The sequence below is a fragment of the Rhizobium sp. R634 genome (assembly GCF_002211305.1).
GTDB lineage: Bacteria > Pseudomonadota > Alphaproteobacteria > Rhizobiales > Rhizobiaceae > Rhizobium.
This window is the reverse complement of the sequence record NZ_LOKW01000027.1, coordinates 319301-344206: the sequence shown is the minus strand read 5'-3', so window position 1 is coordinate 344206 and position 24906 is coordinate 319301. Positions and strand designations below refer to the sequence as shown.

The window sequence follows — 24906 nt, the reverse complement described above, 5'->3', positions numbered from 1 at the left end:
CTCCTACACAGCTTGCAGCGTTCGCATCAGATCGATGAGGCCGGCGCCCTGAAACTCCGGCCGGCGCTTGAGGTCGGTCGCCGCGCCGACGAAGATTTCCTTGACGCGTTCCGGCTGGCCGAGAAACTCACGCCGGACGGACAGGAAGGCGGCGATCGCGCCGGAAACATGCGGTGTCGCCATGCTCGTGCCGGTATCCTCCCGGAACGGCGCTTCGTTCGGTTTGTCGCGGTCTGGGAGCGCGCAGGAGACGATGCGCTCGCCGGGGGCGACGAGATCCGGCTTCATGCGCCCGTCGGCCGTCGGTCCCTTCGAGGAAAAATAGGAGACGCCATAGGTATGCGGCATGTCGCGATGCGTCGAGCCGACGGTGATGGCAAGCGCGGCGTTGCCGGGATCCATGATCGTGCCGACATGGGCGGCGCGTTCGGGCGCTCCGGAAAATTGCGTCACCGTGCCGTAGCCGGCATTGCCGGCCGCGACCACCACGCAGACGCCCGATCGGACGAGCCGGTTGACCTCGACGCAAAGCGGGCTTTGCCCGGCGGCGAACCAGGCCGGATCAAAGGTGTAGCCGAGGCTGAGATTGATGCCGTGAATCTTGAGGTTACGCCCATAATCGTTCGAGCGTTGGACGTAATTGATCGCAGCCAGCAGATTGCTGAGCTTTCCCTGCTTCTCGTTAATCAGCACTTTCAGGCTCATCAGCTTACAGTGCGGCGCCATGCCGGTGATGACGCCTTCGTGCGGATCGTTGACCGTTGATTTTGTTCCATCCTCCTTGCGAATCTGCGAGGTCACGCAAATAGTCTTTAGCGCTTTCGTTTTCGGTACTTCTTTTACGGAGGTACGACCGGCGATGATGCCGGCAACGTGGGTTCCATGGCCGGCCGTGTCGATCAACGCCGCATCCGACGCCACGACCGGGTCGGGATCGGGATCGTCGATGGTGAAATCCCGGTGATAAAGGCCGTCCGGCAGATCGAGCGTGCCTAGGGTTTTGAAATGTGGGTGGTTTTTGTCAATTCCGGTATCGGCGACCGCCCAGACGATGCCTTTTCCACTGGCCGCAAAGGATGCATAGGCCGCATCGCATTTGATCGTCCTGACGGATTCGTAAACGCAGCGATCGATCTTATGATCACGCCAGATCTTGTAGACGAGCGGAACGTCCTTCTGCTTTTTGCCATCCTTCTTTTGGGTCATCATCCAGGTCGAAAGCCGGTCGATGGCTTCTCGAGTTAGGGTCGCAAAGGCGTAGCTGTCGGTCCAGAGGGATTTGGCGGCGATCCTGCTGCCATTCGAAAAAATCTGCGAGAGATTCAGCTTACCGTCCTCCGGAACCGCAGGCATGCCGAGCGGTAGCGACATGCCGAAACGTCGCAGGCTGTTGCTGTCGTCGGTCGCTCCGACCCGGTTGAGATACAAAAGATACGCCTCGAACAGGAATTGCCGCGCCGCCGTCACGCCGCCTGGAAAATCGCGATTGAATTCGATGACGACATCGAAGCTTTCAGGGGACGCCTTGGCGGGTTTCCTGGGGCGATCCGCGTCATCCTTCATCAACGAGGAGAGATCGCCTCCGATCCGAGTCTTGACCAGGTTTTCCCGGAAGTCGTCTTCGGGTTCTTTTCCGGGCTGCCCCGGCCGCGGTCGTCTCGCCATTCGCTGCTCCCTCCTTTTCGAGAAAGAATACCAGCAGCAACCGTGGGTGCAATGTATTTCTAAAATACAGCTCTGTATTTGTGAGTGCGCTGCCCGGCAAATGGCCTGCCGCATTTTCGGAGATTAGCGGGATGCGATTTCAGTCTTAACGAGTATCTTTTCTCTGAGGAACACGTTCTCTTCACACATGAGCCGTCCACGAAACTGAAATGGTACTGCAATCTTCAACGGACGAAAGTTGTCGCTAACGAAACCGACCTGAAGCCCTTAATCCGGCCCGGGATTTGATATCTCGTCGCAAATTTGGTCGAGCGCACCGCCACCGGAGCCCGCTCACGTCAAATCGTGCAGATCCGTCGTAATCGCCGGCCCAATCGAAAAGCCCGAAAACCGCACACTCAGCCCACTCCGCTCCGGCGTGCACGCGGTCGGCCCGACCTCGTATCTGTCGGCGATCGGGAAGGGCGCCAACCGCAGCAGCGGCCAGCGGCTGCCATCGCGGGAGGCCTGGATGCGCAGGGCGCCGCCCGCGACGGTGATGCGGATGTGGAAATCCTCCAATTCCTTGAAGGGCTGCGACACCGACCAGTCGGATTGGCCGTCGGTGACGACGGTGCTGAGGAAGGCTTCGCCGTCGGTGAATTCGACGCCGGTTTTGACCCAGCGGTTTTCGTCGAGGCGCACCATCAGGCCGGCCTGGTCGTAGAGGGTGCGGAATTCGCCTTGCACGCGGATCTGGGCGGTGAAGCTGTCGGCGGTGGGGAAGGCGAGGAAGTGGCCGCTATCGCGGGTGAAGCCGTAATAGGTTTCCCGCCAGAAGTCAGTCTTCTCGCCTGTTGTCAGCGTCAGGCCGGTTGCGTCGGCCTGCCAGCTGGCCGGTTCGTTCAGCCATTTTCCATCGGTGAAATCGATGTTCATTCCATCCTCGCTTGGTTGAAGCTCTGCCGGTGCCGATTCTTCGTGCTCGCATCATGCGCAACCTTCTCGCAGACGGCTAGCCACGGCCGGCGGCGCGGGCGCTGTCTCCGCCGTTCCGACCTTCGTCTCACGATATAATCCGCGGCCTCCGCTTGACACGATCACTTCATCTCTTATTCTGTTACAAAAATATGAATTACATAATTGTGGAACTTGACCGGGAGCCCTCATATGAAAACGCTTGTCGCATTCCTGCTCGGCACTGCGCTCGTCGCCCTGCCTTCGACCCTCTTTGCCCAGGAAAAGGGCGGCGTCATCAATGTCGCGACGATCGGTGAGCCGCCGACGCTCGATCCGATGTCGTCGACGGCCGATCTCGTCGGCATCGTCACGCAGCATATTTTCGAAACGCTCTACACCTTCGACAAGAGCTGGAACGTCACGCCTCTTCTGGCCGAAAGCCTGCCCGAGATCAGCGCCGACGGCAAAACCTATACGATCAAGCTCAGGACGGGCATCAAGTTCCACGACAATAGCGACATGACGTCGGAGGACGTCGTCGCCTCGCTGAACCGCTGGATGAAGATCGCCTCGCGCGGCAAGCAGGTGGCTGGCTTCATCGACAAGATCACCGCGACCGATCCGGCGACCGTGACGATTACGCTGAAGCAGCCCTATGCGCCGCTGACCTCGCTGCTTGCCTTCAACAATTCGGCCGCGATCATCATCCCGTCTGAAAAGCAGGACGAGCCGATGAAGGAGTTCATCGGCACCGGCCCCTATATGCTGAAGGAGCGCAAGGCCGACCAGTATATCCAGCTCGTCCGCTTCGACGGCTACAAGTCCCGCGAAGGCGAGGGCGACGGTTATGGCGGCGCCCGCCATCAATATCTCGATGAAATCCGCTTCGTGCCGGTGCCGGATCCGAATACCCGCGTCGAGGCCGCCGTTTCCGGCCAGTACGATTATGTCGATTCGATCCCGGTCGAATCATACGACAAGCTGAAGGCCTCGACCGCCTCGCAGCCGGTCATGCTGAAGCCCTTCGGCTATCCGGTCTTCGTCTTCAACACGAAGGAAGGCGCTGCTGCGAATGTCGAGGTTCGCAAGGCGATCCGCCAGGCGCTCAGCATGGAAGACATGCTGGCCGCAGCGTTCGGCGGCACGGATTTCTATGCGCTCGATGGCTCGATCTATCCGAAGACCTTTGCCTGGTCGACGGATGCCGGCGTCGAAGGCGCCTATAATGTCGCCGATCCGGAAGGGGCGGCCGCTGCCGCCAAGAAGGCCGGCTATAATGGCGAGCCGATCCGCATCCTGACCAGCCGCCAGTACGAATTCCATTACAAGATGGCGCAGGTCGCCGCCGAATATCTGAAGCTTGCCGGCTTCACCGTCGATATGCAGGTGGTGGACTGGGCGACGCTGACGCAGCGCCGCACCGATCCGAAGCTTTGGGATATCTACATCACCCACAGCCCCTTCCTGCCGGAGCCGGCGCTGATCGGCTCGCTCTCGACGAGCTCGCCCGGCTGGTGGGATACGCCGGCGCGCAAGGCCGCCGTCGATGCCTTCACCTCCGAGGTTGATCCGAAGAAGCGCGTAGAGCTCTGGGCCGATGTCCAGAAGGCGATCTATACCGATGCGCCCTTCATGAAGATCGGCGATTTCAACGCCGTCTCGGCGAAATCGGTCAAGCTCGAAGGCGTCGATCCGGCTCCGTGGCCGTATTTCTGGAACGCTTCGATCAAGAAGTGATGGAGTGATTTCGGTGCCTACTACTTGCTCCCTCATTCCTGTGCTCGTCACAGGAATCCAGCGCGCTCAAGTCCTTGGGCGCGGGAGACTCTTATTTGTCAAAAGATCCATTCACGGCGCAGACGCGCCGTGGCTGGATTCCTGTGACGAGCACAGGAATGAGGGCGAGCGGGGCGTTCCGCTGCAGTCCTGTAAGCACCGAGCGCAGGAGCAGTTCGGATGATCCGCTACATCCTCCAGCGCCTGTTCGGCATGATCGTCGTGATGTTTCTCGTCGTCACGATCGTCTTCGTTATCGTGCGCGTGACGCCGGGTGATCCGGCGGCCGTCATGCTCGGGCCGGATGCGACGCCGCAGGATATTGCCGATCTGAGAAGCAGGCTCGGGCTCGATCAGTCGCTCGGTCTGCAATATCTCTATTATATCGGCCAGTTGCTAAAGGGCGATCTCGGCCAGTCAATCTTCCTCAACATGCCGGTCACGTCGGCGCTACTCGACCGCGCCGAGCCCACCTTCTTCCTGACGCTGTTTTCGCTTGCCATCGCCAGCGTCATCGCGCTCCCGATCGGCATTTACGCCGCCTATCGGCGCGGCTCCTTCGTCGACCAGGCGGCAACGACGCTCGCCATGTTCGCCGCCAGCATTCCGAGCTTCTGGCTCGGCCTCATCCTGATGCAGTTCTTCGCCGTCCGGCTCAACCTCTTCCCGGTCTCGGGTTATGGCGGCCCGGGCTCGACCTTCGCCGACCGCATGTACCATCTGACGTTGCCGGCCTTCGCGCTCGGCATCGTCTCTTCGGCGCTGATCCTGCGCTTTACCCGCGCCTCGATGCTCGATGTGCTCGGCGACGATTATATCCGTACGGCGCGCGCCAAGGGGCTGGTCGAACGCAAGGTCATCCTAAAGCATGCGCTGAAGAATGCTCTGATCCCGATCCTGACGGTGATCGGCCTGACGGCGGCGGTGCTGATATCGGGCGCTGTCGTCACCGAGACCGTCTTCGGCCTGCCGGGCGTCGGCAATCTCGTCGTCTCGGCGGTGCTGCGCCGCGACTACCCCGTCATCCAGGGCGCGCTGCTCGTCATCGCCGCGCTCTATGTGCTGATCAATTTTGCAATCGACATGCTCTATCTGCTGGTCGATCCGAGGGTGCGCTACTGATGGCCGATATCGCAATCAAACCGGTCGAAAGCGAGGGCAGCAAATTCGTTCGCCGCCTTCTGAAGCGCAAGACTGTGGCCTGCGGCCTCCTGATCCTGACGATCTTCGTGCTGCTTGCGGCCTTCGCGCCCGTCGTGGCGCCCTATTCGCCTTCCAAGCTTTCGATCGTCAACCGGCTAAAGCCGCCGAGCGAGATCTTCTTCTTCGGCACGGACGAGTTCGGCCGCGACGTCTTCTCGCGCACCATCTTCGCCGGCCGCCTGTCGCTGCTGGTCGGTGCGGCGGTCGTCGCCCTTTCGGCGCTGATCGGCGTCACACTCGGCCTGCTTGCCGGCTTCTTCCAGAAGCTCGACACGCCGATCGCCCGGCTGATCGATGCGATGATGGCCTTTCCGGATATTCTGCTGGCGATCGCGCTCGTCGCCGCCCTCGGGCCCTCGTTGACGACTGTCATCATCGCGCTGTCGATCGTCTATGCGCCGCGCCTTGCCCGCATCGTGCGCGCTTCGACGCTCGTCATTCGCGAGCTTCCCTATGTCGAGGCCGCGCGGGCGCTCGGCATCTCGACCTTCCACATTATGACGCGGCATGTGCTGCGCAATCTGCTGTCGCCGATCCTCGTGCAGGGCACGTTCCTCTTCGCCAGCGCCATGCTGGCCGAAGCGGGCCTCTCTTTCCTCGGCCTCGGCGTCAGTCCCGAGATCCCGACCTGGGGAACGATGATCGCCGCCGGCCGGCAATATATCGGCCAGGCCGACTGGATGACGCTGTTTCCCGGCGTTGCAATCATTCTCTCGGTGCTGTCGCTGCAGATGGTCGGCGACGGCCTCAGGGACATGCTCGACCCAAGACTTCGCAAGGACCTTTAATCCGCCGGCGAAATGCCGGGTATCCAATTCGCCAGATCAAAAATTGCATGACAGGAGTTTGCGTGAATCAGTTTCCCACCGCCGCCGGCAAGGTCGAAAACTCGCCTTACGAACGGCTTTCCGCTCTCGGTATTACGCTTCCGCCGCCGCCGCCGCCGATCGCCAATTTCGTGACGCATGTGCTGGAAGGTAACATGCTCTATCTCTCCGGCCAGGGGCCGCGCGAGGCCGATGGCTTCCTGCATGCCGGCAAGGTCGGCGCTGGTGGCGTTGGTGTCGAAGAGGCTTACGGTCACGCGCGGTTGACCGGCATCAACCTGCTGTCGGTCATGCAGGATGCGCTGGGTGATCTCTCCCGCGTCAAGCGGGTGGTCAAGCTGCTCGGCATGGTGAATGCCGTGCCCGACTTCGAGGATCATCCGAGCGTCATCAACGGCTGCTCGGATCTGCTGATCGAAGTCTTCGGGCCGGCCGGCGAACATGCCCGTTCGGCCGTGGGCTTCGGCTCGTTGCCGGGCAACATCACCGTCGAAATCGAGGCGATCGTCGCCTTGCATGGCTGACGGGAATTTTCATATTGGGAGCAGCGTTTCCCCATATCCTGCTCCCCGACCCAGAATTCTGGAGAACTTCATGTCCACTGATATGAGACCATCGATCGGCCTCCGCCCCGTCATCAACGTATCGGGCACGATGACCAGCCTGGGTGCGTCGATCGTCGTGCCGGAAGCGATCGAAGCGATGGCGTCGATTCTGCCGCACTTCGTCGAGATCAACGATCTGCAGCGCAAGGCGAGCAGCGTCATTGCCCGGCTGACCGGCGGCGAGGCGGGCTTCGTCACCGCCTCATGCTCGGCGGGCATTTCGCTCGCCGTCGCCGGCGCGATCACCGGCGACAATCTGCTGGCGATCGAGAAACTGCCGGATGCGGTGCCCGAGAAGAACGAAGTGCTGGTGCAGATGGGCCATGTTGTGAGCTACGGCGCCCCCGTCGACCAGGCAATTCGGCTGGCCGGCGGCAAGGTCGTGCTTGTGGGACAGGCGACCTCGACGCATCGCTTCCACATGGAAAAGGCCATCACCGAGAAGGCCGCCGCTGCCGTCTATGTCGTCTCCCACCATGTCGTTGATTACGGCTTGTTGAATCTCAAGGAATTCGTCGAGATCGCCCATGCCAGGGGCGTGCCTGTCATTGTCGATGCGGCCTCGGAATACGGTCTCAAGATTTTCCTCGAGCAGGGGGCCGATATCGCGCTCTATTCCGGCCACAAGTTCCTCGGCGGCCCGACCTCGGGCATCGTTGCCGGCAGGAAAGAGCTGGTGCGTCACGCCTTCCTGCAGAACACGGGCATCGGCCGCGGCATGAAGGTCGGCAAGGAGAGCATCTTCGGCGTCATGGCGGCGCTGGAAGCCTGGGAAAAGCGCGATCATGCCGGCATCCGGGAGCGCGAAACCGGCTATCTCAATCTGTGGAAGCGCACGCTCGCCGGCCGTCCTGGCGTTACCGCGCTGATCGAGCCCGATCCCACCAACAATCCGCTCGACCGGCTGCGCCTCATCGTCGATGCCGAACAGGCCCATATCACTGCCTGGGATCTGGCCGATGCGCTGGCCAAGGGCAGCCCGCCGATCATCGTGCGCGATCACGAGGTCGAGCACCGCTATTTCTATCTCGACCCGTGCAACCTGCATCCGGGCCAGGAAGTCATCGTCGCGAACCGCTTGGCCGAGGAACTCGACAAGGCGCGCGCCTCCAACGAGATCATCGCAACGCCGATCGAAAACCGCAGCCGGCACCGCTTCGACGGCTTGCTGCGCTGGCCGGATTGAGCCGTAGGAGGAGCCGACATGGCAAACGTCCAAGCGCAGTTGATCGAGACAGCCACCCCCGTTCTTTCCGTTGAGGGGCTGACGACTTCCTTTCTGGTCGACGGCGCCTGGAAACCCGTGGTGCGCGACGTCTCCTTCACCGTCGCGCCCGCCGAGACGGTGGCGATCGTCGGCGAATCCGGCTCGGGCAAGAGCGTCACCTCGCTGTCGATCATGCGGCTGCTGCAGACGGATGTGAGCCGCATCGAGGGCCGCGTCATGCTCGGCGGCCGCGACCTGCTGGCCCTGCCGGAACAGGCCATGCGGCAGGTGCGCGGCAATGAGGTGGCGATGATCTTCCAGGAGCCGATGACCTCGCTCAATCCGCTCTTCACCATCGGCGATCAGATTTCCGAAGCGCTGCTTTGCCATTCCGCGATGAGCAAGGCCGATGCCAGGGCCGAGACGATCAGGCTCCTCGAAAAGGTCCGCATCCCCTCGGCCGCCTCGCGCTTCGACGAATATCCGCATCGCTTTTCCGGCGGCATGCGCCAGCGGGTGATGATCGCCATGGCGCTCGCCAGCCGGCCGAAGCTTTTGATCGCCGACGAGCCGACGACAGCACTCGACGTGACGATCCAGGGCCAGATCCTCGATCTCATCAAGATGCTGCAGGACGAGGAGGGGACCTCCGTTCTCTTCATCACGCATGACATGGGCGTCGTCGCCGAGATCGCCGACAGAACGGTGGTGATGTATCGCGGCGAGCAGGTCGAAAGCGGCGCCACGGCCGATATCTTCCACCGCGGCAAACATCCCTATACCAGGGCGCTGCTATCCGCCGTGCCGGTGCTCGGCTCGATGCAGGGCCGGCAGAGGCCGCTGCGTTTTCCCGTCGTCAATACGGCGACAGGCGAATCGGACGTTCCCGCCGAGGCTGCCGATACGGTTGCGGCGAAGCCGGTGCTGCAGGTGAAGAACCTCACCAAGCGTTTCGACATTCATTCCGGCCTCTTCAATCGGCTGACCAGCCGGGTGCATGCGGTCGAAAACGTCTCCTTCGATCTTCATGCCGGCGAGACGCTGTCACTCGTCGGCGAATCCGGCTGCGGCAAATCGACGACGGGGCGCGCCATCATGCGTCTCATCGAGCCGCAGGCGGGTTCCGTTCTCGTCGAGGGCAGGGAGGTGCTCGGCCTCGACAGGAAGGATCTGCGCGAGATGCGCAAATCGGTGCAGATGATCTTCCAGGATCCCTTTGCCAGCCTCAATCCGCGCATGACGGTAGGGGCGTCGATCTCCGAACCCTATCTCGAACACAGGATGGGCAATGCGAAACAGGCGAGGGAGGTCGTTGCCGACCTGCTGGTGAAGGTCGGCCTCTCCCACGATATGGCTTCGCGCTATCCGCATGAATTTTCCGGCGGCCAGCGGCAGCGCATCTGCATCGCCCGCGCGCTCGCCCTGCGGCCGAAGGTCATCGTCGCTGACGAAAGCGTGTCGGCGCTTGACGTGTCGATCAAGGCGCAGGTCATCAACCTGATGCTGGACCTGCAGCAGAGCCTCAATCTCGCCTTCCTGTTCATTTCGCACGACATGGCGGTGGTCGAACGCGTCAGCCACCGGGTGGCGGTGATGTATCTCGGCGAGATCGTCGAGATTGGCCCGCGCGCCGCGGTCTTCGAAAATCCGCAGCATCCCTACACGAAGAAGCTGATTTCGGCCGTGCCTGTGCCCGATCCGGACCGCCGCCACGAAAAGCGTATGGTGGCGAATGACGAGATCAAGAGCCCGATGCGATCAGTCGACTACCAGCCTCCGGCCACCTTGTATCGCGAGGTGGGGCCGGGCCATCTGGTGATGGCTGACCGGTAGCGAAAGCCGTTGGGAGTTGCCTAACCGGCTGGCGGCGCATAAAGCAGATGCAGAGACACCTGCCTGGGAAGCCGCATCAATGGACAAGACAGAGTATTTTTCGAAGCTCGGCGGTTTGCCGCCGCAGACCCAGTTGCTTTCCGGCAGAGCTGTTTTCACCACGGCTTACGCGGTCATCCCCCGCGGCGTCATGAGCGATATCGTCACGAGCCTCCTGCCGCATTGGACGGGAACGCGGGCATGGGTTCTTTCCCGCCCGCTCTCCGGCTTCTCCGAAACCTTCTCGCAATATGTCATGGAAGTTCAGCCGGGCGGCGGAAGCGACCGGCCGGAGCCCGACAAGCGGGCCGAGGCAGTGCTGTTCGTCGTCGAAGGCGGCATGACTGTGGAACTCGAAGGTGTGAGCCACGCGCTGCGCGCCGGCTCCTTCGTCTATATTCCCGCCGGTTCGGCATGGCGCCTAAAGAATGACAGCTCGGCCGCGGCGATCTTTCACTGGGTCAGAAAGGCGTTTCAGGAAGTCGAGGGGTTGGAGCCGCCGCCGGCGATCGTTACGCATGAGGACGACCATCCGATCCGCGCCATGCCCGACACCGATGGACGCTGGGGTACGACCCGCTTCATCGATCCGGCAGACGTGCGCTACGACATGCACGTCAACATTGTGACCCTGGAGCCGGGTGCGGTGATCCCCTTCATGGAAACCCATGTCATGGAGCACGGGCTCTATGTGCTGGAGGGCAAGGCGGTCTACCGCCTGAACCAGGACTGGGTCGAGGTCGAGGCCGGCGATTTCATGTGGCTGCGCGCCTTCTGCCCGCAGGCTTGCTACGCCGGTGGTCCCGGCCGCTTCCGCTACCTGCTCTACAAGGATGTCAACCGGCACATGAAGCTCTGGTAGGCCCCGCGCCGGATGCGACGGGCACGCTGCCGAAGAGCCTGTCCGGTTGCTTGACAGCTCTGCCGATTGCCCGCATCGTCCTTCGATGCGGGATATGGATTCATGGCTGTCGGAGAAGAAGGAAATAAGCCGGAGAAACGCTGCCGAAGCGGTCTTCGAAGATATCCGCACGGCCATCGTGGATCGGAAGTTGGCGCTCGGGATCCGTCTTCCCTCGGAGGTGCAACTCGCCGAACGGTACGGCATCAGCCGGGCGATCGTGCGTGAAGCGCTCCGCTCGCTTCAGACGCTGGGATTCACGCAGACCAGGACCGGCCGCGGCACCTTCGTCGTTTCGGAAAGCCCGGCGCGGCAGCTCGGCGGCGGCGCCTATTCCGCCCGTGATCTCATGGAGGCGCGTCCCTGCATTGAGATCCCGGCAGCGGGTTGGGCCGCCCTACGGCGCTCGGACGAGCAACTGGCCTTGCTGACATCCCTATGCGACCGGATGGACGGCGAGGATGATGTCCAGAAATGGGTGCGGATGGACGCGGCATTTCACGGAGAAATCGCAGCGGCCTCGGGCAATGCGATCTTCAGGAAAGTTGTCGCCGATGTTCGCGGCGCGCTTTCGACGCAATCGGAACTGGTGGAGCATGTTCGCGGACGGCGCAGAGCGTCCAACGCGGAACATCGCCGTATTCTGGAGGCCGTTGCCGCGGGCAGGGAGGAGGAGGCGCGTGCCGCCATGGCGGAGCACCTGCTGGAGGTAAAGCGCTCCATCATCGGGATTGCCGATGAAAATGAACTGCACTGAAGGTATGATTTCAAATTTGGCGCCCGGACATTCGGGGTGCCGCCGATCGAATGCAATGCGATGAACGATCTAGAAAGCTGGCTTTCCGACTCCGCGATCCTCAGCCGAAAAAGCGCCTCGGAACTGGTGTTCGAGGATTTGCGCAATCTCATTCTCTCCGGCCGGTTTACCGCCGGTTCAAAACTGCCGTCGGAGGCGAAGCTCGCGGCAAAATACGGCGTGAGCCGCCCGATCGTGCGCGAAGCGCTGCGCTCGCTGCAGATTTTGGGGCTGACGGAGACGCGAACGGGAAGCGGAACATATGTGCTCGCGACTGCCGGCGATGGAGATATCCGTTACGGCGATTATTCGGCGCGTGATCTGATGGAGGCGCGTCCTTTCGTCGAGGTGTCGGCTGCCGGTTGGGCGGCGCTGCGCCGGAGCGACGATGAGCTGTCCCGGCTGCTTCGCCTTTGCGACCAGATGGAGCAGGAAGAAGATACCGAGGCTTGGGTGCGGCTGGATTCGGATTTTCACGGGCTGATCGCGGAGGCATCGAAGAACGCCGTCTTCCGCGATATCGTCGATGACGTCCGCGAGGCGATGGCGCAGCAATCCGAGCTGCTGAGCGCCTTGGGGCCAAGGCGCCAGGAATCGAATGAAGAGCATCGCGCCATCGTCGAAGCCATCCGCATAGGGGCGGAGGCCGAGGCTCAGGCGGCGATGGAAATCCATCTCAGGAAGGTCGCGGCGGCTGTCAGCCGCATCATCGGCATCGAGCTGCGCTGATATCTTTGGCGCTTTTGACGGAAGCCTAGGAAATCGATCCAATCCCGCCGCCAAGACTGCCTTTCTCCAGGCCGCCGGCATCCACAAATAGCAGACGGAAAATCCTTGACTGCAAGGTGGTTCTTCCTTTATTCGCCAAACCTGTCAGACCGCATAGCAGATTAACATCTTTATGGCGTCTGCGCGGAGGGGCGGCCGGGAGGTTGCCGAACCCATAGGGAGGAGAAATGACAGTCATGCAATCCACCAGAACCGAGGCCGATGGCCAAGTTTTCGCCGAGGAGGATCTCGGCTACCACAAGGCGCTGAAGCCGCGGCAGATCCAAATGATCGCCATCGGCGGCGCCATCGGCACGGGGCTGTTTCTCGGCGCCGGCGGCCGGCTTGCCGCTGCCGGTCCGGCACTTGTGCTGGTCTATGCCTTGTGCGGCTTTTTCGCCTTTCTCGTTCTGAGGGCGCTCGGCGAATTGATCGTCCATCGCCCGACCTCGGGCTCGTTCGTCTCCTATGCCCGGGAATTTTACGGCGAAAAGCTCGCCTTCGCGGTCGGCTGGATGTATTGGCTGACCTGGGCGATGACGGCGGTCGCCGACGTTACCGCGGTCGCCCTCTACATGAATTTCTTCAAGGCCTATGTCCCGTGGATCGCAATGATCGATCAGTGGGTCTTTGCGCTGGCGGCGCTGGTCCTCGTCCTTTCGATGAACCTTCTGTCGGTGAAGGTCTTCGGCGAACTGGAATTCTGGTTCAGCCTCGTCAAGGTTCTCGCCCTCGTCGTCTTCCTGATCGTCGGCGTCTACTTCGTCGTCACCGGCACGCCGATCGACGGCCATGTTCCGGGCCTCAACACGATCACCGATTTCGGCGGCATATTCCCGAACAGCATCCTGCCGGCCCTGGTGGTGATACAGGGCGTGGTCTTCGCCTATGCCTCGATCGAGCTGATCGGCACTGCCGCCGGTGAAACCGAAAATGCCCGCAAGGTCATGCCGCGGGCGATCCGGACGGTCGTGCTGCGCCTGGTGGTCTTCTATGTTGGCTCGGTCCTGCTGCTGTCACTGCTGCTGCCCTATACCGCCTATAAGGGTGGCGAGAGCCCGTTCGTGACCTTCTTCGGCAAGATCGGCATCCAGGGCGCCGACGTCGTCATGAACCTCGTCGTGCTGACCGCCGTCCTGTCGTCGCTCAATGCCGGCCTCTATTCCACAGGCCGCATCCTGCATTCCATGGCGATATCAGGCTCGGCGCCGGCGGCGCTGGCGAAGATGAACCGATCCGGCGTGCCCTATGTCGGCATTGCGGTGACGGCTGTCGTGACCGCCTTCGGCGTCGTGCTGAATGCCGTCGTTCCGGCGGAGGCCTTCGAGATCGGCTTGAATGTCGCCGCGCTCGGCATCATCGCCGCATGGGGCGTGATCGTCCTGTGTCAGCTCAAGCTGTGGCAACTCTCGCGGCAGGGCAAGCTGGCGCGGCCTGAATTCCGGATGTTCGGCGCGCCGTACACCGGCCTGCTGACCCTGGGTTTCCTTGCCGTCGTCGTGATCCTGATGGCTCTCGATTATCCGGTCGGAACCTACACGGTCGCCTCTCTGGCGCTGATCATTCCCGCGCTGGTGGTCGGCTGGCTGCTGATGCGTGAGCGCATCTACATGCTCGCCGCCGAACAGGGCGAGGATCGCGGCGGTTTCGATCTCGCCTGATACCGATCGACAATCCAAGCTTGCTCCCGGCGGCGCATGCCGCCGCCGGGGTGCGGCATGAATGGAGAGAGACATGACCTCGAGTGAGGATTTCGTCGTCACCGATCGTGGCGGCATCGTCGAAAACCGTCATCGCATCCACGCAGCTGTCGTCGATACAAAGGGCAGGCTGCTTTACGCGCTGGGAAATCCCGAGCGTATGACGCTTGCCCGCTCCGCCGCCAAGCCGGCCCAGGCGCTTGCCATTCTGGAGACGGAGGGTTTCGCGGGTTACGGCTTCGACGATGCGGATATCGCGCTGATGTGCGCCTCCCACAGCAGCGAAGAGCGCCATATCGCGCGGACGCGGGCCATGCTGTCGAAGATCAAGGCCGAGGAGGCCGATCTGCGCTGCGGCGGCCATCCTTCGCTGTCCGAAACGGTGAACCGCGCCTGGATCAGGCAGGACTTTGCCCCGACGGCGGTTTGCAGCAATTGCTCGGGAAAGCATGTCGGCATGCTTGCCGGCGCCCGGGCGATCGGAGCCGGCGTGGAAGACTACCACCTGCCGAACCATCCGATGCAGGAGAGGGTCAAGCGCACCGTCGCCGAACTCTGCGACCTGGATGTCCGGGATGTCGAATGGGGGATCGACGGGTGCAATCTTCCGACCCCTGCTTTTCCGTTGGACCGGCTGGCGCGCATCTATGCCAAGCTCGCTTCGGCAGCGGATCGGGACAAGGCGCGCGAGGACTTGCCGGCGCGAGACGCAGCGCTGGCTCGCATTTTCCGGGCGATGGCGCGCTATCCCGAAATGGTTGCGGGCGAGGGGCGCTATTGCACGGTGCTGATGCGCGCATTCGACGGCGCCCTCATCGGTAAGCTCGGGGCCGATGCCAGCTATGCGATCGGCGTGCGGGCCTCGGATGAAACCCGGCGATTGGGGGCGGACGGTACGCTCGGTATCTCGGTCAAGATCGAGGACGGCAATCTTGAGATCCTTTACGCCGTTGTGACGGAACTCCTCGATCGGCTCGGCATCGGTTCGACTGAGATCCGCAGCCGGCTCGCGCCGTTCCATCGTCCCCAGCGCGTGAACACGATGGGTGTTACGACAGGCGGCGTATCCTTTCCGTTCAAACTGCGTGGATCGAAGGCGGATGGGGACGATCCCCGCCTTGCCGCCCCGACCCGATGACGCCTCCGGACGCGGCTTTTCTGCCGCGTCACCAGCCATTCTCGTCTTCAGCCTGGCGTCGCAATGCGTGCTCGCAGCGCCCCAATCGAAAGCTTCTGCCATGACGACATCCGATATGACCACAATTCGCGTCGAACACGACCTGATCGGCGACCGCGACGTGCCGGCCTCGGCCTATTACGGCGTGCATACGCTGCGCGCGGTCGAGAACTTTCCGATTACCGGTCAGACGCTGAAGGAATCGGCGGATCTGATCGCATCCCTGGCGGCGATCAAGCAGGCGGCGGCTCAGGCCAATGCGAGCCTCGGCCTTCTGGATCAGGAGCGCGCCGATGCCATCATCGCGGCTTGTATCGAGATCCGCCATGGCGCATTGCACGACCACTTCGTCGTCGATCTGATCCAGGGCGGAGCGGGAACCTCGACCAACATGAACGCCAATGAGGTGATTGCCAACCGCGCGCTCGAAATCCTCGGTCATCGCCGCGGCGAGTACCAGCACCTGCATCCGAACGAGCACGTCAATCTCTCGCAATCCACCAACGACGTCTATCCGACGGCGCTGAAGCTCGCCGCATGGATCGGCGTTCACCGTCTGGTCGACGCCATGGCGATTCTGCGCCGGGCATTCGAGGCCAAGGCGGTCGAGTTCGCCGACATCCTCAAGATGGGCCGCACCCAGTTGCAGGACGCGGTGCCGATGACGCTGGGGCAGGAATTCGGAACCTATGCGCTGATGCTGGCGGAGGACGAGGCGCGGCTTTCCGAGGCCGTCTCGCTGATCCGCGAGATCAATCTCGGCGCCACCGCGATCGGCACCGGCATCACCGCTCATCCTCGCTACGCTGCGCTGGTGCGCGAGCGGCTGTCCGAAATCGTCGGCGTCGATCTGGTGACGTCACCTGATCTGGTGGAGGCGACACAGGATTGCGGCTCTTTCGTCCAGCTTTCGGGCGTCCTCAAGCGCGTGGCGGTCAAGCTGTCCAAGACCTGCAACGACCTGCGGCTTCTGTCTTCGGGGCCGCGCGCCGGCTTGAACGAGATCAACCTGCCGGCGCGCCAGGCCGGCTCCTCGATCATGCCCGGCAAGGTCAACCCTGTCATCCCTGAGGTGGTCAACCAGGTCGCCTTCGAAGTGATCGGCAATGACGTGACGATCACCATGGCCGCAGAGGCCGGCCAGCTGCAGCTGAATGCCTTCGAGCCGGTGATCTTCTACAGCCTCTATCGGAGTCTCAGCCACCTGACCAACGCCTGCCTGACGCTCGAGGCGAATTGCATTCAAGGCATCACCGCCAACCGCGACCGTTTGCGCCAGACGGTCGAGCAATCGATCGGCATCGTGACGGCGCTCAACCCCTATATCGGCTACCGCAACGCCACCGAGGTTGCGCTGGAGGCCCATCATTCCGGACGGGGGGTCTATGAAATCCTTCTCGAACGCGGCCTGATGCAAAAGGAGCATCTCGATGCGGTGCTGCGCCCGGAAACACTGACCCGGCCGAGCGAGAAGCTGTCCTTCTCGTAAGGCATGCGGCGCATTTTGCTTCCGGGCGGCACCCAGGTATGCGCGATCACGCCGCCTTGGCTTGCGGCTTGGCAGCCTTGACATGGGTTATGCTGCGGCGGCCGTCGATGCTGACGGGAACATCGCCGTCGACGGTGGCGCGGCGCACGACCCGGTGCTGGTCGCCATAATCGTTGACGGCATAGTGCTGCGTCGCGCGATTATCCCAGATTGCGACATCTCCGGCCCGCCAGCGCCAGCGCACGGTATTTTCCGGGGCGGTGACGTAGGACTGGAACACCTCGTAGAGTTTCGCGGAGTCGCTTTTCGAAACGCCGACCAGGCGCTGGACGAAATTGCCGAGCAGCAGCGATCTTTCGCCGGTTTCCGGATGGACGCGCACGACCGGATGCTCGGTCTCGTAAATGGTCGAGGTGAAAACCTCCTCGAAATGCTTCTTCTCTTCGGCGGTGGCGCGAGGGCGCACGGCAGCATAGTCATAAGCATTGCTGTGGATGGCCCACAGATTGTCCGCCAGCAATTTCAGCGATGCCGGCAGGCTTTCATATGCGGCATGGGTGTTGGACCAGATCGTGTCGCCGCCGGCTGCCGGAATGACGACGCCGCGAAGCACGGAGAATTTCGGATAGGCGTCGACGAAGGTGACGTCGGTGTGCCACTGGTCGGCTCTGCCGCCGCCGCGACTGGAATCGAGATTGAGGATGGAAGCCGTGCCGGCGACCGGTCCCTGGGTCGGATGCGGCACGAGATCGCCGAGGCGGCGTGCGAAAGCTTCCTGTTCGGAATCGTCGAGATGTCCCTGATCGCGGAAGAAAATGACCTTGTGCTTCAGCAGAAGCTGGTTGATGGCCGCCACCGTTGCATCCGAGAGCTGACCGCCAAGGCGGATACCTTTGATTTCGGCTCCGACACGGCCGGTCAGCGGCACGACATCGGACTCGGGAATGATCTGGTTGACGAGAACCGGATTGCTCATGGAAATCTCCTGTTGATTTGGAAGAAGTCGGCAGGTCACAGGCGCCCAAGGATGCATCCATTTGGGCGTTCGAATTCTCAGCGCTGAAGTCGACAGGGCTATGGAACCGTATAATCTATAAAATCAGTAGACAATAATTTCTAATTTTGCCTGTTTTCCTGAAATAGCCGTCTTCGATTTCCTCGCCGGCAGGGAGGCTGGCGGCCGTTATCATTTCTTCGTATCTTCCACCGGCAGCGTGGAACCGCCGAACCAACCACGCTCGAGGCCTGAGATCGGCGCGCGGAAAGGAACTTTCGATGGCAACAGTCAAACTTCTGTCGGACCAAGAGGCCGCAGCCATTCCGGCCGTTCAAGCCGTGTTCGATGACATCAGGGCGACCCGCAAGACCGATTTCATCAACAATTTCTGGCGGGCTCTCGCCAACGATCCCGCAAATCTCAAGCGGGTTTGGGAGACGCTGAAATCGGTCATGACGGTCGAAGGCGCCATCGATCCGCTGACGCGCGAGATGATCTACATAGCGGTGTCGACGGCCAATGCCTGCCAGTACTGCATTCAATCCCACACCGCCGCCGCCCGTGCGCGGGGCATGACCGATGCCCAGCACGGCGAACTCCTGACGATCATCGGACTGGCCGCGCAGACGAACCATCTCGCTCTCGCCATGCAGGTTCCGCCCGACCCGGAATTCGAAGTGCGATAGGAAACGAAAGACCCGGCGCGCGCATCGGGATATTGTCTCCGTCGCCGTGAAATGCGAAGCAGGGTAAGAACCGCAACTTTTGGTGCGAAATAATCAACTCAAGATTGTAAATGTGGCGTAAGGTATGTTATGGAACGCGCCAACATTAAACAAAAGTCGCTTTGAGCCATTTCGTCACCCTAGGAAATGTGCCTCAGGTGAATCAGTCGCGGCCAGCGGCTATCAGGGCGTGCGCGGCATCGCGGAGCAAACCCGTCGCCTCGCCGGGTTCGAAGACCTGCATGCTGACAAAGGCGCCGTTGATCAGCACCGCGAGCTGCCCGGCAAGCCGGTCGGGCGCAGCAACCGCCAGTCTGCCGGCGATGGCCTTTAGGCGGCGCCGCATTTCGCGCATATGGGCTTCGGCGACCTTGCGGGCTGGGTGACCGGCTTCCGGAAACTCGGCAGCGGTGTTGATCTGCGGGCAGCCTCGGTAATTGTCGCGCCCGACCCGTTCGCCGATCCACTCGAAATGGGCGTCGAGTTCGGCCGAAGCGTCATCCGCATGTTGCGCGCTCACCCGGTCCCACGTGCTCCAGAAATCCACATCCTCGCGCTTGAGAAAGGCCGCAATCAAATCGTCCTTTGTGCCGAAATGGCGGTAGAGACTGGTCTTGGCGACACCGGATTTTTCCACCACCAGATCGACGCCAACGGCGCGGACGCCGCGCCGGTAGAAGAGCTCCGATGCCGTCTCGAGAATTCTGTCCCGGACCTCGTTGACGGCAGTGGCCGGCGCGTTCGCTGTGCTTTTCGTCATTCGCTTATCTCCAATTCAGGCACAGTAGCAGAAAGTTTGTTGACACGCTACAGACCTGTATGTTTTATAGAAGACAGACAGGTCTGTAGCGGAGGAGAGAACAATGACCATGCATCACGCCGACATCATCACAACATCCCAAGCCGTCGCGGTCTTCGGCGCCAACGGCCATACCGGCCGGTTTGTCGTCACCGAACTGTTGCGGCGCGGGCTGAAACCGATTGCCATCGGACGGAGTATCGAGCGGTTGGCGGAAGCGGGTTTTCCGGACCGTGGCGTCGAATGCCGCGAAGCAGCGATTGAGGATGACGCGGCGCTCGACAGGGCTCTCGCCGAAGCAGCGGTGGTCATCAACTGCGCCGGCCCGTTCATGGAGACGGCCGACGCAGTTATACGTGCCGCGTTGCGGGCCGGCATCCACTATCTCGACGTAACCGCTGAGCAGCCGAGCGCGCAGGACACGTTCGACCGGCATGGTGCTGCTGCAGAAAAAGCTGGCGTAGCCGTCATCCCGGCCATGGGATTTTACGGCGGCCTGGCCGATCTGCTGGTGTCAGCGCTGATGGACGAATGGCAGGACGCAGACACTGTCGAAATTCGCGTCGCGCTCGACAGCTGGCTGCCCACGAAAGGCACGCGCGTGACCGGGGAGAAAAACAAAGCGCAGCGCCTGGCCGTCAACGGCGGGCAGCTTGGGCCTGTGCCTCAGCCGGCGGCCGAGAGAGTGACTGTTTTACCAGCCCCGTTCGGCCGGCAGACATTCGTCGAGCTTCCATTTTCCGAAGTGCCGCTCATCGCCCGCCACATCCGGACAAGGGAGCTGCATACCTTTCTCAGCACGACAGCGCTGCAAGATGTTCGCGATCCGTCAACGCCCCCGCCCCAGGCCATCGATGAAACCGGGCGTTCGGCGCAGCGCTTCGTCGTTGAAGCGATCGTCACGCGAGGCGACCTGCGCCGCCGAATTCTCGCCCAGGGACAGGACATCTATGCCGTCACGGCGCCGATCATTTGCGAAGCAGTCCAGCGCATCCTGTCGGGCGACGTCCGCGATATCGGTGCGAAACCACCGGCTGCCATCTTTGATGCCGCGAGTTTCCTGCGGGCGCTCGGCTCGAACCTGCGGGTTGAGACATCGGAAACCAAATCTTCGCGCATGACTCGGGGAGACCTTACTCGGCGAAACCTCCGCATTCCGTGAGAAACCACGGACCTCGATCTTACGGGGGCGTGGCAAGGTCGCGCGTTCGCAATAGCCCGATACGACATTTGCCAGTCAAATCGCCGGGCCGAAGCGGCCCGGCGGGACACTGCCTTTCTCAGGCGAGATATTTCTTGAACCAGTCGACCGTCCGCTGCCATGCGAGGGTGGCGGCCGCTTCGTCGTAGCGCGGCGTGGAATCATTGTGGAAACCGTGATTGACGTCGGGATAGACGTAGGCCTCGTAGGTCGTCCCTGCTGATTTCAGCGCCGCCTCATAGGCCGGCCAGCCTTCGTTGATGCCCTTGTCCAGCCCGGCATAATGAAGAAGCAGTGGCGCCTTGATCTTCGGCACGTCCTCGGCGCGCGGCTGCCGGCCGTAGAAGGGCACGGCGGCGGCGAGCTCGGGATAGGCGACCGCCGCAGCGTTGGAAACGCCGCCGCCATAGCAGAAGCCGGTGATGCCGACCTTGCCGGTGGTGAGATCGCTCTGCATCAGGAATTCGACCGCGGCGAAGAAGTCGTTCATCAGCTTTTCCGGATCCACCTTCTGCTGGAGCTCCCGTCCTTTTTCGTCATTGCCGGGATAGCCGCCGACCGAGGTCAGGCCATCCGGCGCAAGGGCGATGAAGCCGGCCTTCGCCACGCGCCGCGCCACATCTTCGATATAGGGGTTGAGGCCTCTGTTCTCGTGAACGACGACCACGCCGGCGACCTTGCCGGTGGCGTTTTTGGGGCGGACGAGATAGCCGCGGACATCGCCGTTTCCTTTCGGCGAGGGATAGGTAATGTATTCGGCAACGATGTCGGGATCGGTGAACTCGACCTGGGTCGCCAGCGCATAATTGGGGCTGAGCGATGCCAGAATGGCGGCGGCCGTCACGCCGCCGACCGCAAACTTGGCGGCCCGGTCGAGAAACTCGCGCTTGGTGATCTTCCCGTGCGCGTAGTAATCGTAGAGTTCGAGAAGTTCCTGCGGGAAATCCTTGGCTGTCATACGGGTCATGATGGCTCCTCCTGGCCTCGGGTTCTCACCGCATCCTACACGCGCGGGATCACGAGTCTTTTCAACCTTTCGCGAGCACTTGCGTGATCTTGCGGGCGGTCGTTCACGCCTTGCAGCAAGAGGGATCGGCATCCGCCGTCCGTGCTTCGAGGCGCGGCCCTGTGCGCACCCGGTCCCTCGCGGCCCGGAATCGGCGGCCGCCTACCGATCCATGAAAATTAATTTCATACGCGCCCCGTGGCGCCCGTTTTCTATTGACGCCCCCTGTTTTTTGTCCCAACTTAAAGAAAATAAATTACTTAACTGGGAACATGATCGGCATGAAAGTAGGAATCATCGGGCTCGGATTCCGGCTGGGCTATCTCGGCTATGTCTTCAAGGCGATCGACAGCAGCTTCGACATCGTCGGCTATGTGGATCCTGATCCCGCGGGGCTTCCCGGATTGACGGAAAAGGGCATTTCGACCGGCAAGGCCTATGGTTCGCCGGAAGAGCTCCTCGCCTCCGAAAAGCTCGATCTGCTGATGATCGGCTCTCCCAATCACATGCATCTCGATCACATCAGGCTCGGGCTTCAGGCCGGCCTGAAGGTCTTCTGTGAAAAGCCGATCGTCACGACGATTGCCGAAAGCATCGAGCTTGCCCATCTGATGGCGAAATTCGGCCATGAGCGGCTGATGGTCGGCCTCGTGCTGCGTTATTCTCCTCTCTATAAGGATCTGCGCGCGATCCAGGCGGAGGGCAAGCTCGGCCAGATCGTCTCGATCGAGGCTTCCGAGCATATCGAGCCCTATCACGGCGCCTTCTTCATGCGCGACTGGCGCCGCTACGAGCGCTATTCCGGCAGCTTCATGCTGGAGAAATGCTGCCACGACCTCGACCTTTATAATGGCGTCGTCGGCGCCCGGCCGGAGCGCGTCGCCAGTTTCGGCGGCCGCAAGAGCTTCATCCCCGCCAACGACCCGGCGCGCGAAGGTATCAACGATCTCGAACTTTTCCACCGCAAGCCGAGCGGCTGGATGGGATCGGACAAGGTCTTCGACAGCGATGCCGATATCATCGATTATCAGGTGGCGATCGTCGAATATGAGAATGGCGTCGGCATGAACTTCCACACCAATCTGAACGTGCCCGACCAGTTCCGCCGTTTCGCCATCATGGGTTCGCGCGGCATGGCCGAAGGCGATTTCGTCCGCGGCTATCTCGACGTCCACGAGCAGCTGACCGGCAAGAAGGTGGTCGAGAACAAATATGCCGCGACCGAACTCTCCCAGCATTACGGCGCCGACGAGCAGATGGCGAGCGATCTGCTGGAAAGCGTGCGCACCGGCCTTGAACTTCCCGTCTCCACGCTGAACGCGCTGGAGGCCGGCATCCTGGCGCTGGCGATGGACGAGGCGAGGATGAAGAAGACGGTCGTCGACCTGCGTCCCGTCTGGGATCGCTTCGACGAGGCGCTTCACGCCAGAGCGGCTTGAGGAAGGCGGCAAGATGAGTGTCCAAAGAAGCGCCTTCATCTTCGCCTGGATCCTCCTTCTTCCGGCCGTTCTCTATGTTCTCGCCATCGTTGCCTATCCCCTTGTCGATACCTTCATCCTCTCCTTCACCGACGCGTCGCTGAAGAAGACCACCAATTGGGTCGGCTGGGTCAATTACCAGAAGATCTTCAACGCCACCTTTGCCGAGGTCATCCTGCGCACCTTCGTCTGGACCTTCTTCTCGGTCGCCCTGAAAATGGTGATCGGCACCTTCGGCGCTTGCATGCTGAACGCCGCAGTGCCCGGCCGCTCGCTGTTCCGGCTCTTGACCATGCCGCCGTGGATCGTGCCGATGGCCATCGGCATCTTCATGTGGGGCTGGATGTATAATGGCCAGTTCGGAATGATTTCGGGCCTGCTGCAGCGCTTCGGCCTCGTCGATGGCCCGGTCGCCTTCCTCGCCTATGGCAGCACCGCCTTCTGGGCAACGATCGTCACCGATGTCTGGATCGGCGTGCCGCTGGTGACGATCTACTTCCTGGCGGCGATCCAGTCGATTCCGAAGGATCTTTACGAGGCCGCCTGGACCGACGGCGCCGGCCGCTGGTACCGCTTCCGCCGCATCACCCTGCCGCTGATGGTTCCCGCTATCATCACCATGTCGATGCTGTCGCTGATCGCCACCTTCAACTCGTTCGACATCATCTGGATCCTGACGCAGGGCGGCCCGAGCGGCGAAACGACGACGATGATCATCGATACCTATCAGACCGCGATCGGCTCGAAGAAATACGGAGAAGGTGCGGCGCGCGCTGTCCTCATCTGCATCTTCCTGTCGCTCTTCTGCTTCGCCTATTTCCGTGTCACCCGCCACCTCAACCCGGAGAAGCGCGCATGAGCAGCGCCGCCATGATCGACCGTTACCGCTGGTGGGAAATCATCCTGATCTATTGCGGCATTGCGGTGTTCCTGTTCTTCGTGCTGGCGCCCTTCGTGGAGGGCTTCCTGGTTTCGCTGAAGCCGCTTGCCCAGCTTTTCTCCTCGCCCTACCGCTTCTGGCCGGAGAACGGCTCGTTCGAAGCCTATCGGACGATGTGGATCAGCGTGCCGGGTTTCGGGCGTTATATCTTCAACTCCTTCTTCATTTCGATCATCGTCACGCTGATCGTGCTCTGCCTCGTCATTCCGGCGGCCTATGCCTTCGCCAAGTTCGAATTCAAGGGTATGGGCATCCTGCTCGGCGCCTTCCTGACGGTGAACATGTTCTCCGGCGCGGTGCTTCTGATCCCGCTCTTCCGGTTGATGCGCAGCATGGGCGTCCTCAACACCTATCTCGCCATGATCGTGCCGGGAGTGGCCTTCCTGATCCCGTCGGCCATCTGGCTGCTGCGCACTTATATGATCCGCATTCCCCAGGAGCTCAACGAAGCCGCCTACATGGATGGCGCCAGCCATTTCTACACGCTTCGCCGCGTCATCCTGCCCATTGCGATGCCGGGAATTATCGTCGTCGCTATCACCACCTTCATCGGCGCTTACGCCCAGCAATTCATCTTCGCGCTGACCTTCAACTCGAAGACCGAATACATGCCCTTGCCGGTGGGGCTCTTTGCTTACTTCGGCAAGCAGGAGGTCATCTGGAACGAACTGATGGCGGCTTCCTTCGTCGGCATCGCGCCGGCGATGGTCGTCATCTTCTTCCTTCAGCGTTACCTCGTCGGCGGCCTGACCGCCGGTGCGGTGAAACAATAAGACTAAAAAGAGAGTGAACAGCTAACAACCACGATGGGAGTCACGACGTGAGCATTACAATC

General features: G+C 61.6%; 22 protein-coding genes. 17 read left to right on the top strand and 5 right to left on the bottom strand.

Annotation, left to right across the window (positions count from 1 at the left end):
- Positions 1 to 3 precede the first annotated feature (3 nt).
- Positions 4 to 1665, bottom strand: a complete 1662-nt coding sequence (locus ATY77_RS29065; protein WP_088689930.1) for a S8 family peptidase — start codon at positions 1663 to 1665, stop codon at positions 4 to 6.
- A 333-nt stretch (positions 1666 to 1998) separates the two neighbouring features.
- Complete coding sequence (locus tag ATY77_RS29060; RefSeq protein WP_088689929.1) at positions 1999 to 2583, bottom strand: DUF1349 domain-containing protein; 585 nt, start codon at positions 2581 to 2583, stop codon at positions 1999 to 2001.
- Positions 2584 to 2814: 231 nt separating this feature from the next.
- On the opposite strand from ATY77_RS29060, the gene ATY77_RS29055 reads away from it, so the two are divergent.
- The 12 genes from ATY77_RS29055 to aspA all read left to right on the top strand — a co-directional run bounded on the left by ATY77_RS29055 (position 2815) and on the right by aspA (position 16925).
- Complete coding sequence (locus ATY77_RS29055; protein ID WP_088689928.1) at positions 2815 to 4341, top strand: ABC transporter substrate-binding protein; 1527 nt, start codon at positions 2815 to 2817, stop codon at positions 4339 to 4341.
- A gap of 219 nt (positions 4342 to 4560) precedes the next feature.
- Positions 4561 to 5502, top strand: a complete 942-nt coding sequence (locus ATY77_RS29045) for an ABC transporter permease (protein ID WP_190237712.1) — start codon at positions 4561 to 4563, stop codon at positions 5500 to 5502.
- The gene (locus tag ATY77_RS29040) at positions 5502 to 6371 is read left to right on the top strand and encodes an ABC transporter permease (protein ID WP_088674584.1); all 870 of its coding nucleotides are present in this window, start codon (positions 5502 to 5504) and stop codon (positions 6369 to 6371) included. The genes ATY77_RS29045 and ATY77_RS29040 overlap by 1 nt, the downstream gene beginning before the upstream one ends.
- 47 nt (positions 6372 to 6418) lie before the next feature.
- A complete protein-coding gene (locus tag ATY77_RS29035) occupies positions 6419 to 6934 on the top strand; it encodes a RidA family protein (protein ID WP_088674583.1) in 516 nt (171 codons plus the stop codon).
- Between the two features lie 70 nt (positions 6935 to 7004).
- Positions 7005 to 8201, top strand: coding sequence for an aminotransferase class V-fold PLP-dependent enzyme (locus ATY77_RS29030; protein WP_088689927.1), 1197 nt, complete (start codon positions 7005 to 7007; stop codon positions 8199 to 8201).
- 18 nt (positions 8202 to 8219) lie between these two features.
- Positions 8220 to 10055: an ABC transporter ATP-binding protein gene (locus ATY77_RS29025; RefSeq protein ID WP_088689926.1), complete on the top strand. Its 1836-nt coding sequence runs from the start codon at positions 8220 to 8222 to the stop codon at positions 10053 to 10055.
- A 79-nt stretch (positions 10056 to 10134) separates the two neighbouring features.
- Positions 10135 to 10956, top strand: a complete 822-nt coding sequence (locus ATY77_RS29020; RefSeq protein ID WP_088689925.1) for a bifunctional allantoicase/(S)-ureidoglycine aminohydrolase — start codon at positions 10135 to 10137, stop codon at positions 10954 to 10956.
- Between the two features lie 85 nt (positions 10957 to 11041).
- The gene (locus tag ATY77_RS29015; protein WP_088689991.1) at positions 11042 to 11752 is read left to right on the top strand and encodes an FCD domain-containing protein; all 711 of its coding nucleotides are present in this window, start codon (positions 11042 to 11044) and stop codon (positions 11750 to 11752) included.
- 60 nt (positions 11753 to 11812) lie between these two features.
- Entirely contained in the window at positions 11813 to 12520 is a 708-nt protein-coding gene (locus tag ATY77_RS29010) for a FadR/GntR family transcriptional regulator (RefSeq protein ID WP_088689990.1), read from the top strand.
- Positions 12521 to 12747: 227 nt separating this feature from the next.
- Complete coding sequence (locus tag ATY77_RS29005; RefSeq protein ID WP_088689924.1) at positions 12748 to 14220, top strand: amino acid permease; 1473 nt, start codon at positions 12748 to 12750, stop codon at positions 14218 to 14220.
- 73 nt (positions 14221 to 14293) lie between these two features.
- On the top strand, positions 14294 to 15397 hold the full coding sequence (locus ATY77_RS29000) for an asparaginase (protein ID WP_088689923.1): 1104 nt from the start codon (positions 14294 to 14296) through the stop codon (positions 15395 to 15397).
- A gap of 100 nt (positions 15398 to 15497) precedes the next feature.
- Positions 15498 to 16925, top strand: a complete 1428-nt coding sequence (aspA, locus tag ATY77_RS28995) for an aspartate ammonia-lyase (protein ID WP_088689922.1) — start codon at positions 15498 to 15500, stop codon at positions 16923 to 16925.
- A 46-nt stretch (positions 16926 to 16971) separates the two neighbouring features.
- Here the strand turns inward: aspA and ATY77_RS28990 are convergent, their stop codons facing one another.
- Positions 16972 to 17901, bottom strand: a complete 930-nt coding sequence (locus ATY77_RS28990) for a TauD/TfdA family dioxygenase (protein WP_088689921.1) — start codon at positions 17899 to 17901, stop codon at positions 16972 to 16974.
- Between the two features lie 299 nt (positions 17902 to 18200).
- Between ATY77_RS28990 and ATY77_RS28985 the strand changes: the two genes are divergently transcribed.
- Entirely contained in the window at positions 18201 to 18608 is a 408-nt protein-coding gene (locus ATY77_RS28985; RefSeq protein WP_011428207.1) for a carboxymuconolactone decarboxylase family protein, read from the top strand.
- A 202-nt stretch (positions 18609 to 18810) separates the two neighbouring features.
- On the opposite strand, the gene ATY77_RS28980 is transcribed toward ATY77_RS28985, so the two are convergent.
- A complete protein-coding gene (locus ATY77_RS28980) occupies positions 18811 to 19407 on the bottom strand; it encodes a TetR/AcrR family transcriptional regulator (protein ID WP_088689920.1) in 597 nt (198 codons plus the stop codon).
- A gap of 103 nt (positions 19408 to 19510) precedes the next feature.
- Here ATY77_RS28980 and ATY77_RS28975 point away from each other — a divergent pair, with 103 nt between their 5' ends.
- Entirely contained in the window at positions 19511 to 20608 is a 1098-nt protein-coding gene (locus ATY77_RS28975) for a saccharopine dehydrogenase NADP-binding domain-containing protein (RefSeq protein ID WP_088689919.1), read from the top strand.
- Between the two features lie 118 nt (positions 20609 to 20726).
- On the opposite strand, the gene yghX is transcribed toward ATY77_RS28975, so the two are convergent.
- Positions 20727 to 21614, bottom strand: coding sequence for a YghX family hydrolase (gene yghX / locus ATY77_RS28970; RefSeq protein WP_088689918.1), 888 nt, complete (start codon positions 21612 to 21614; stop codon positions 20727 to 20729).
- 320 nt (positions 21615 to 21934) lie between these two features.
- Here yghX and ATY77_RS28965 point away from each other — a divergent pair, with 320 nt between their 5' ends.
- The 3 genes from ATY77_RS28965 to ATY77_RS28955 are packed head-to-tail and all read left to right on the top strand — an operon-like array spanning position 21935 to position 24844.
- Entirely contained in the window at positions 21935 to 23092 is a 1158-nt protein-coding gene (locus ATY77_RS28965; protein ID WP_088689989.1) for a Gfo/Idh/MocA family oxidoreductase, read from the top strand.
- A gap of 13 nt (positions 23093 to 23105) precedes the next feature.
- A complete protein-coding gene (locus ATY77_RS28960; RefSeq protein ID WP_088689917.1) occupies positions 23106 to 23990 on the top strand; it encodes a sugar ABC transporter permease in 885 nt (294 codons plus the stop codon).
- A complete protein-coding gene (locus ATY77_RS28955) occupies positions 23987 to 24844 on the top strand; it encodes a carbohydrate ABC transporter permease (RefSeq protein WP_010031435.1) in 858 nt (285 codons plus the stop codon). The genes ATY77_RS28960 and ATY77_RS28955 overlap by 4 nt, the downstream gene beginning before the upstream one ends.
- Positions 24845 to 24906: the final 62 nt, after the last annotated feature.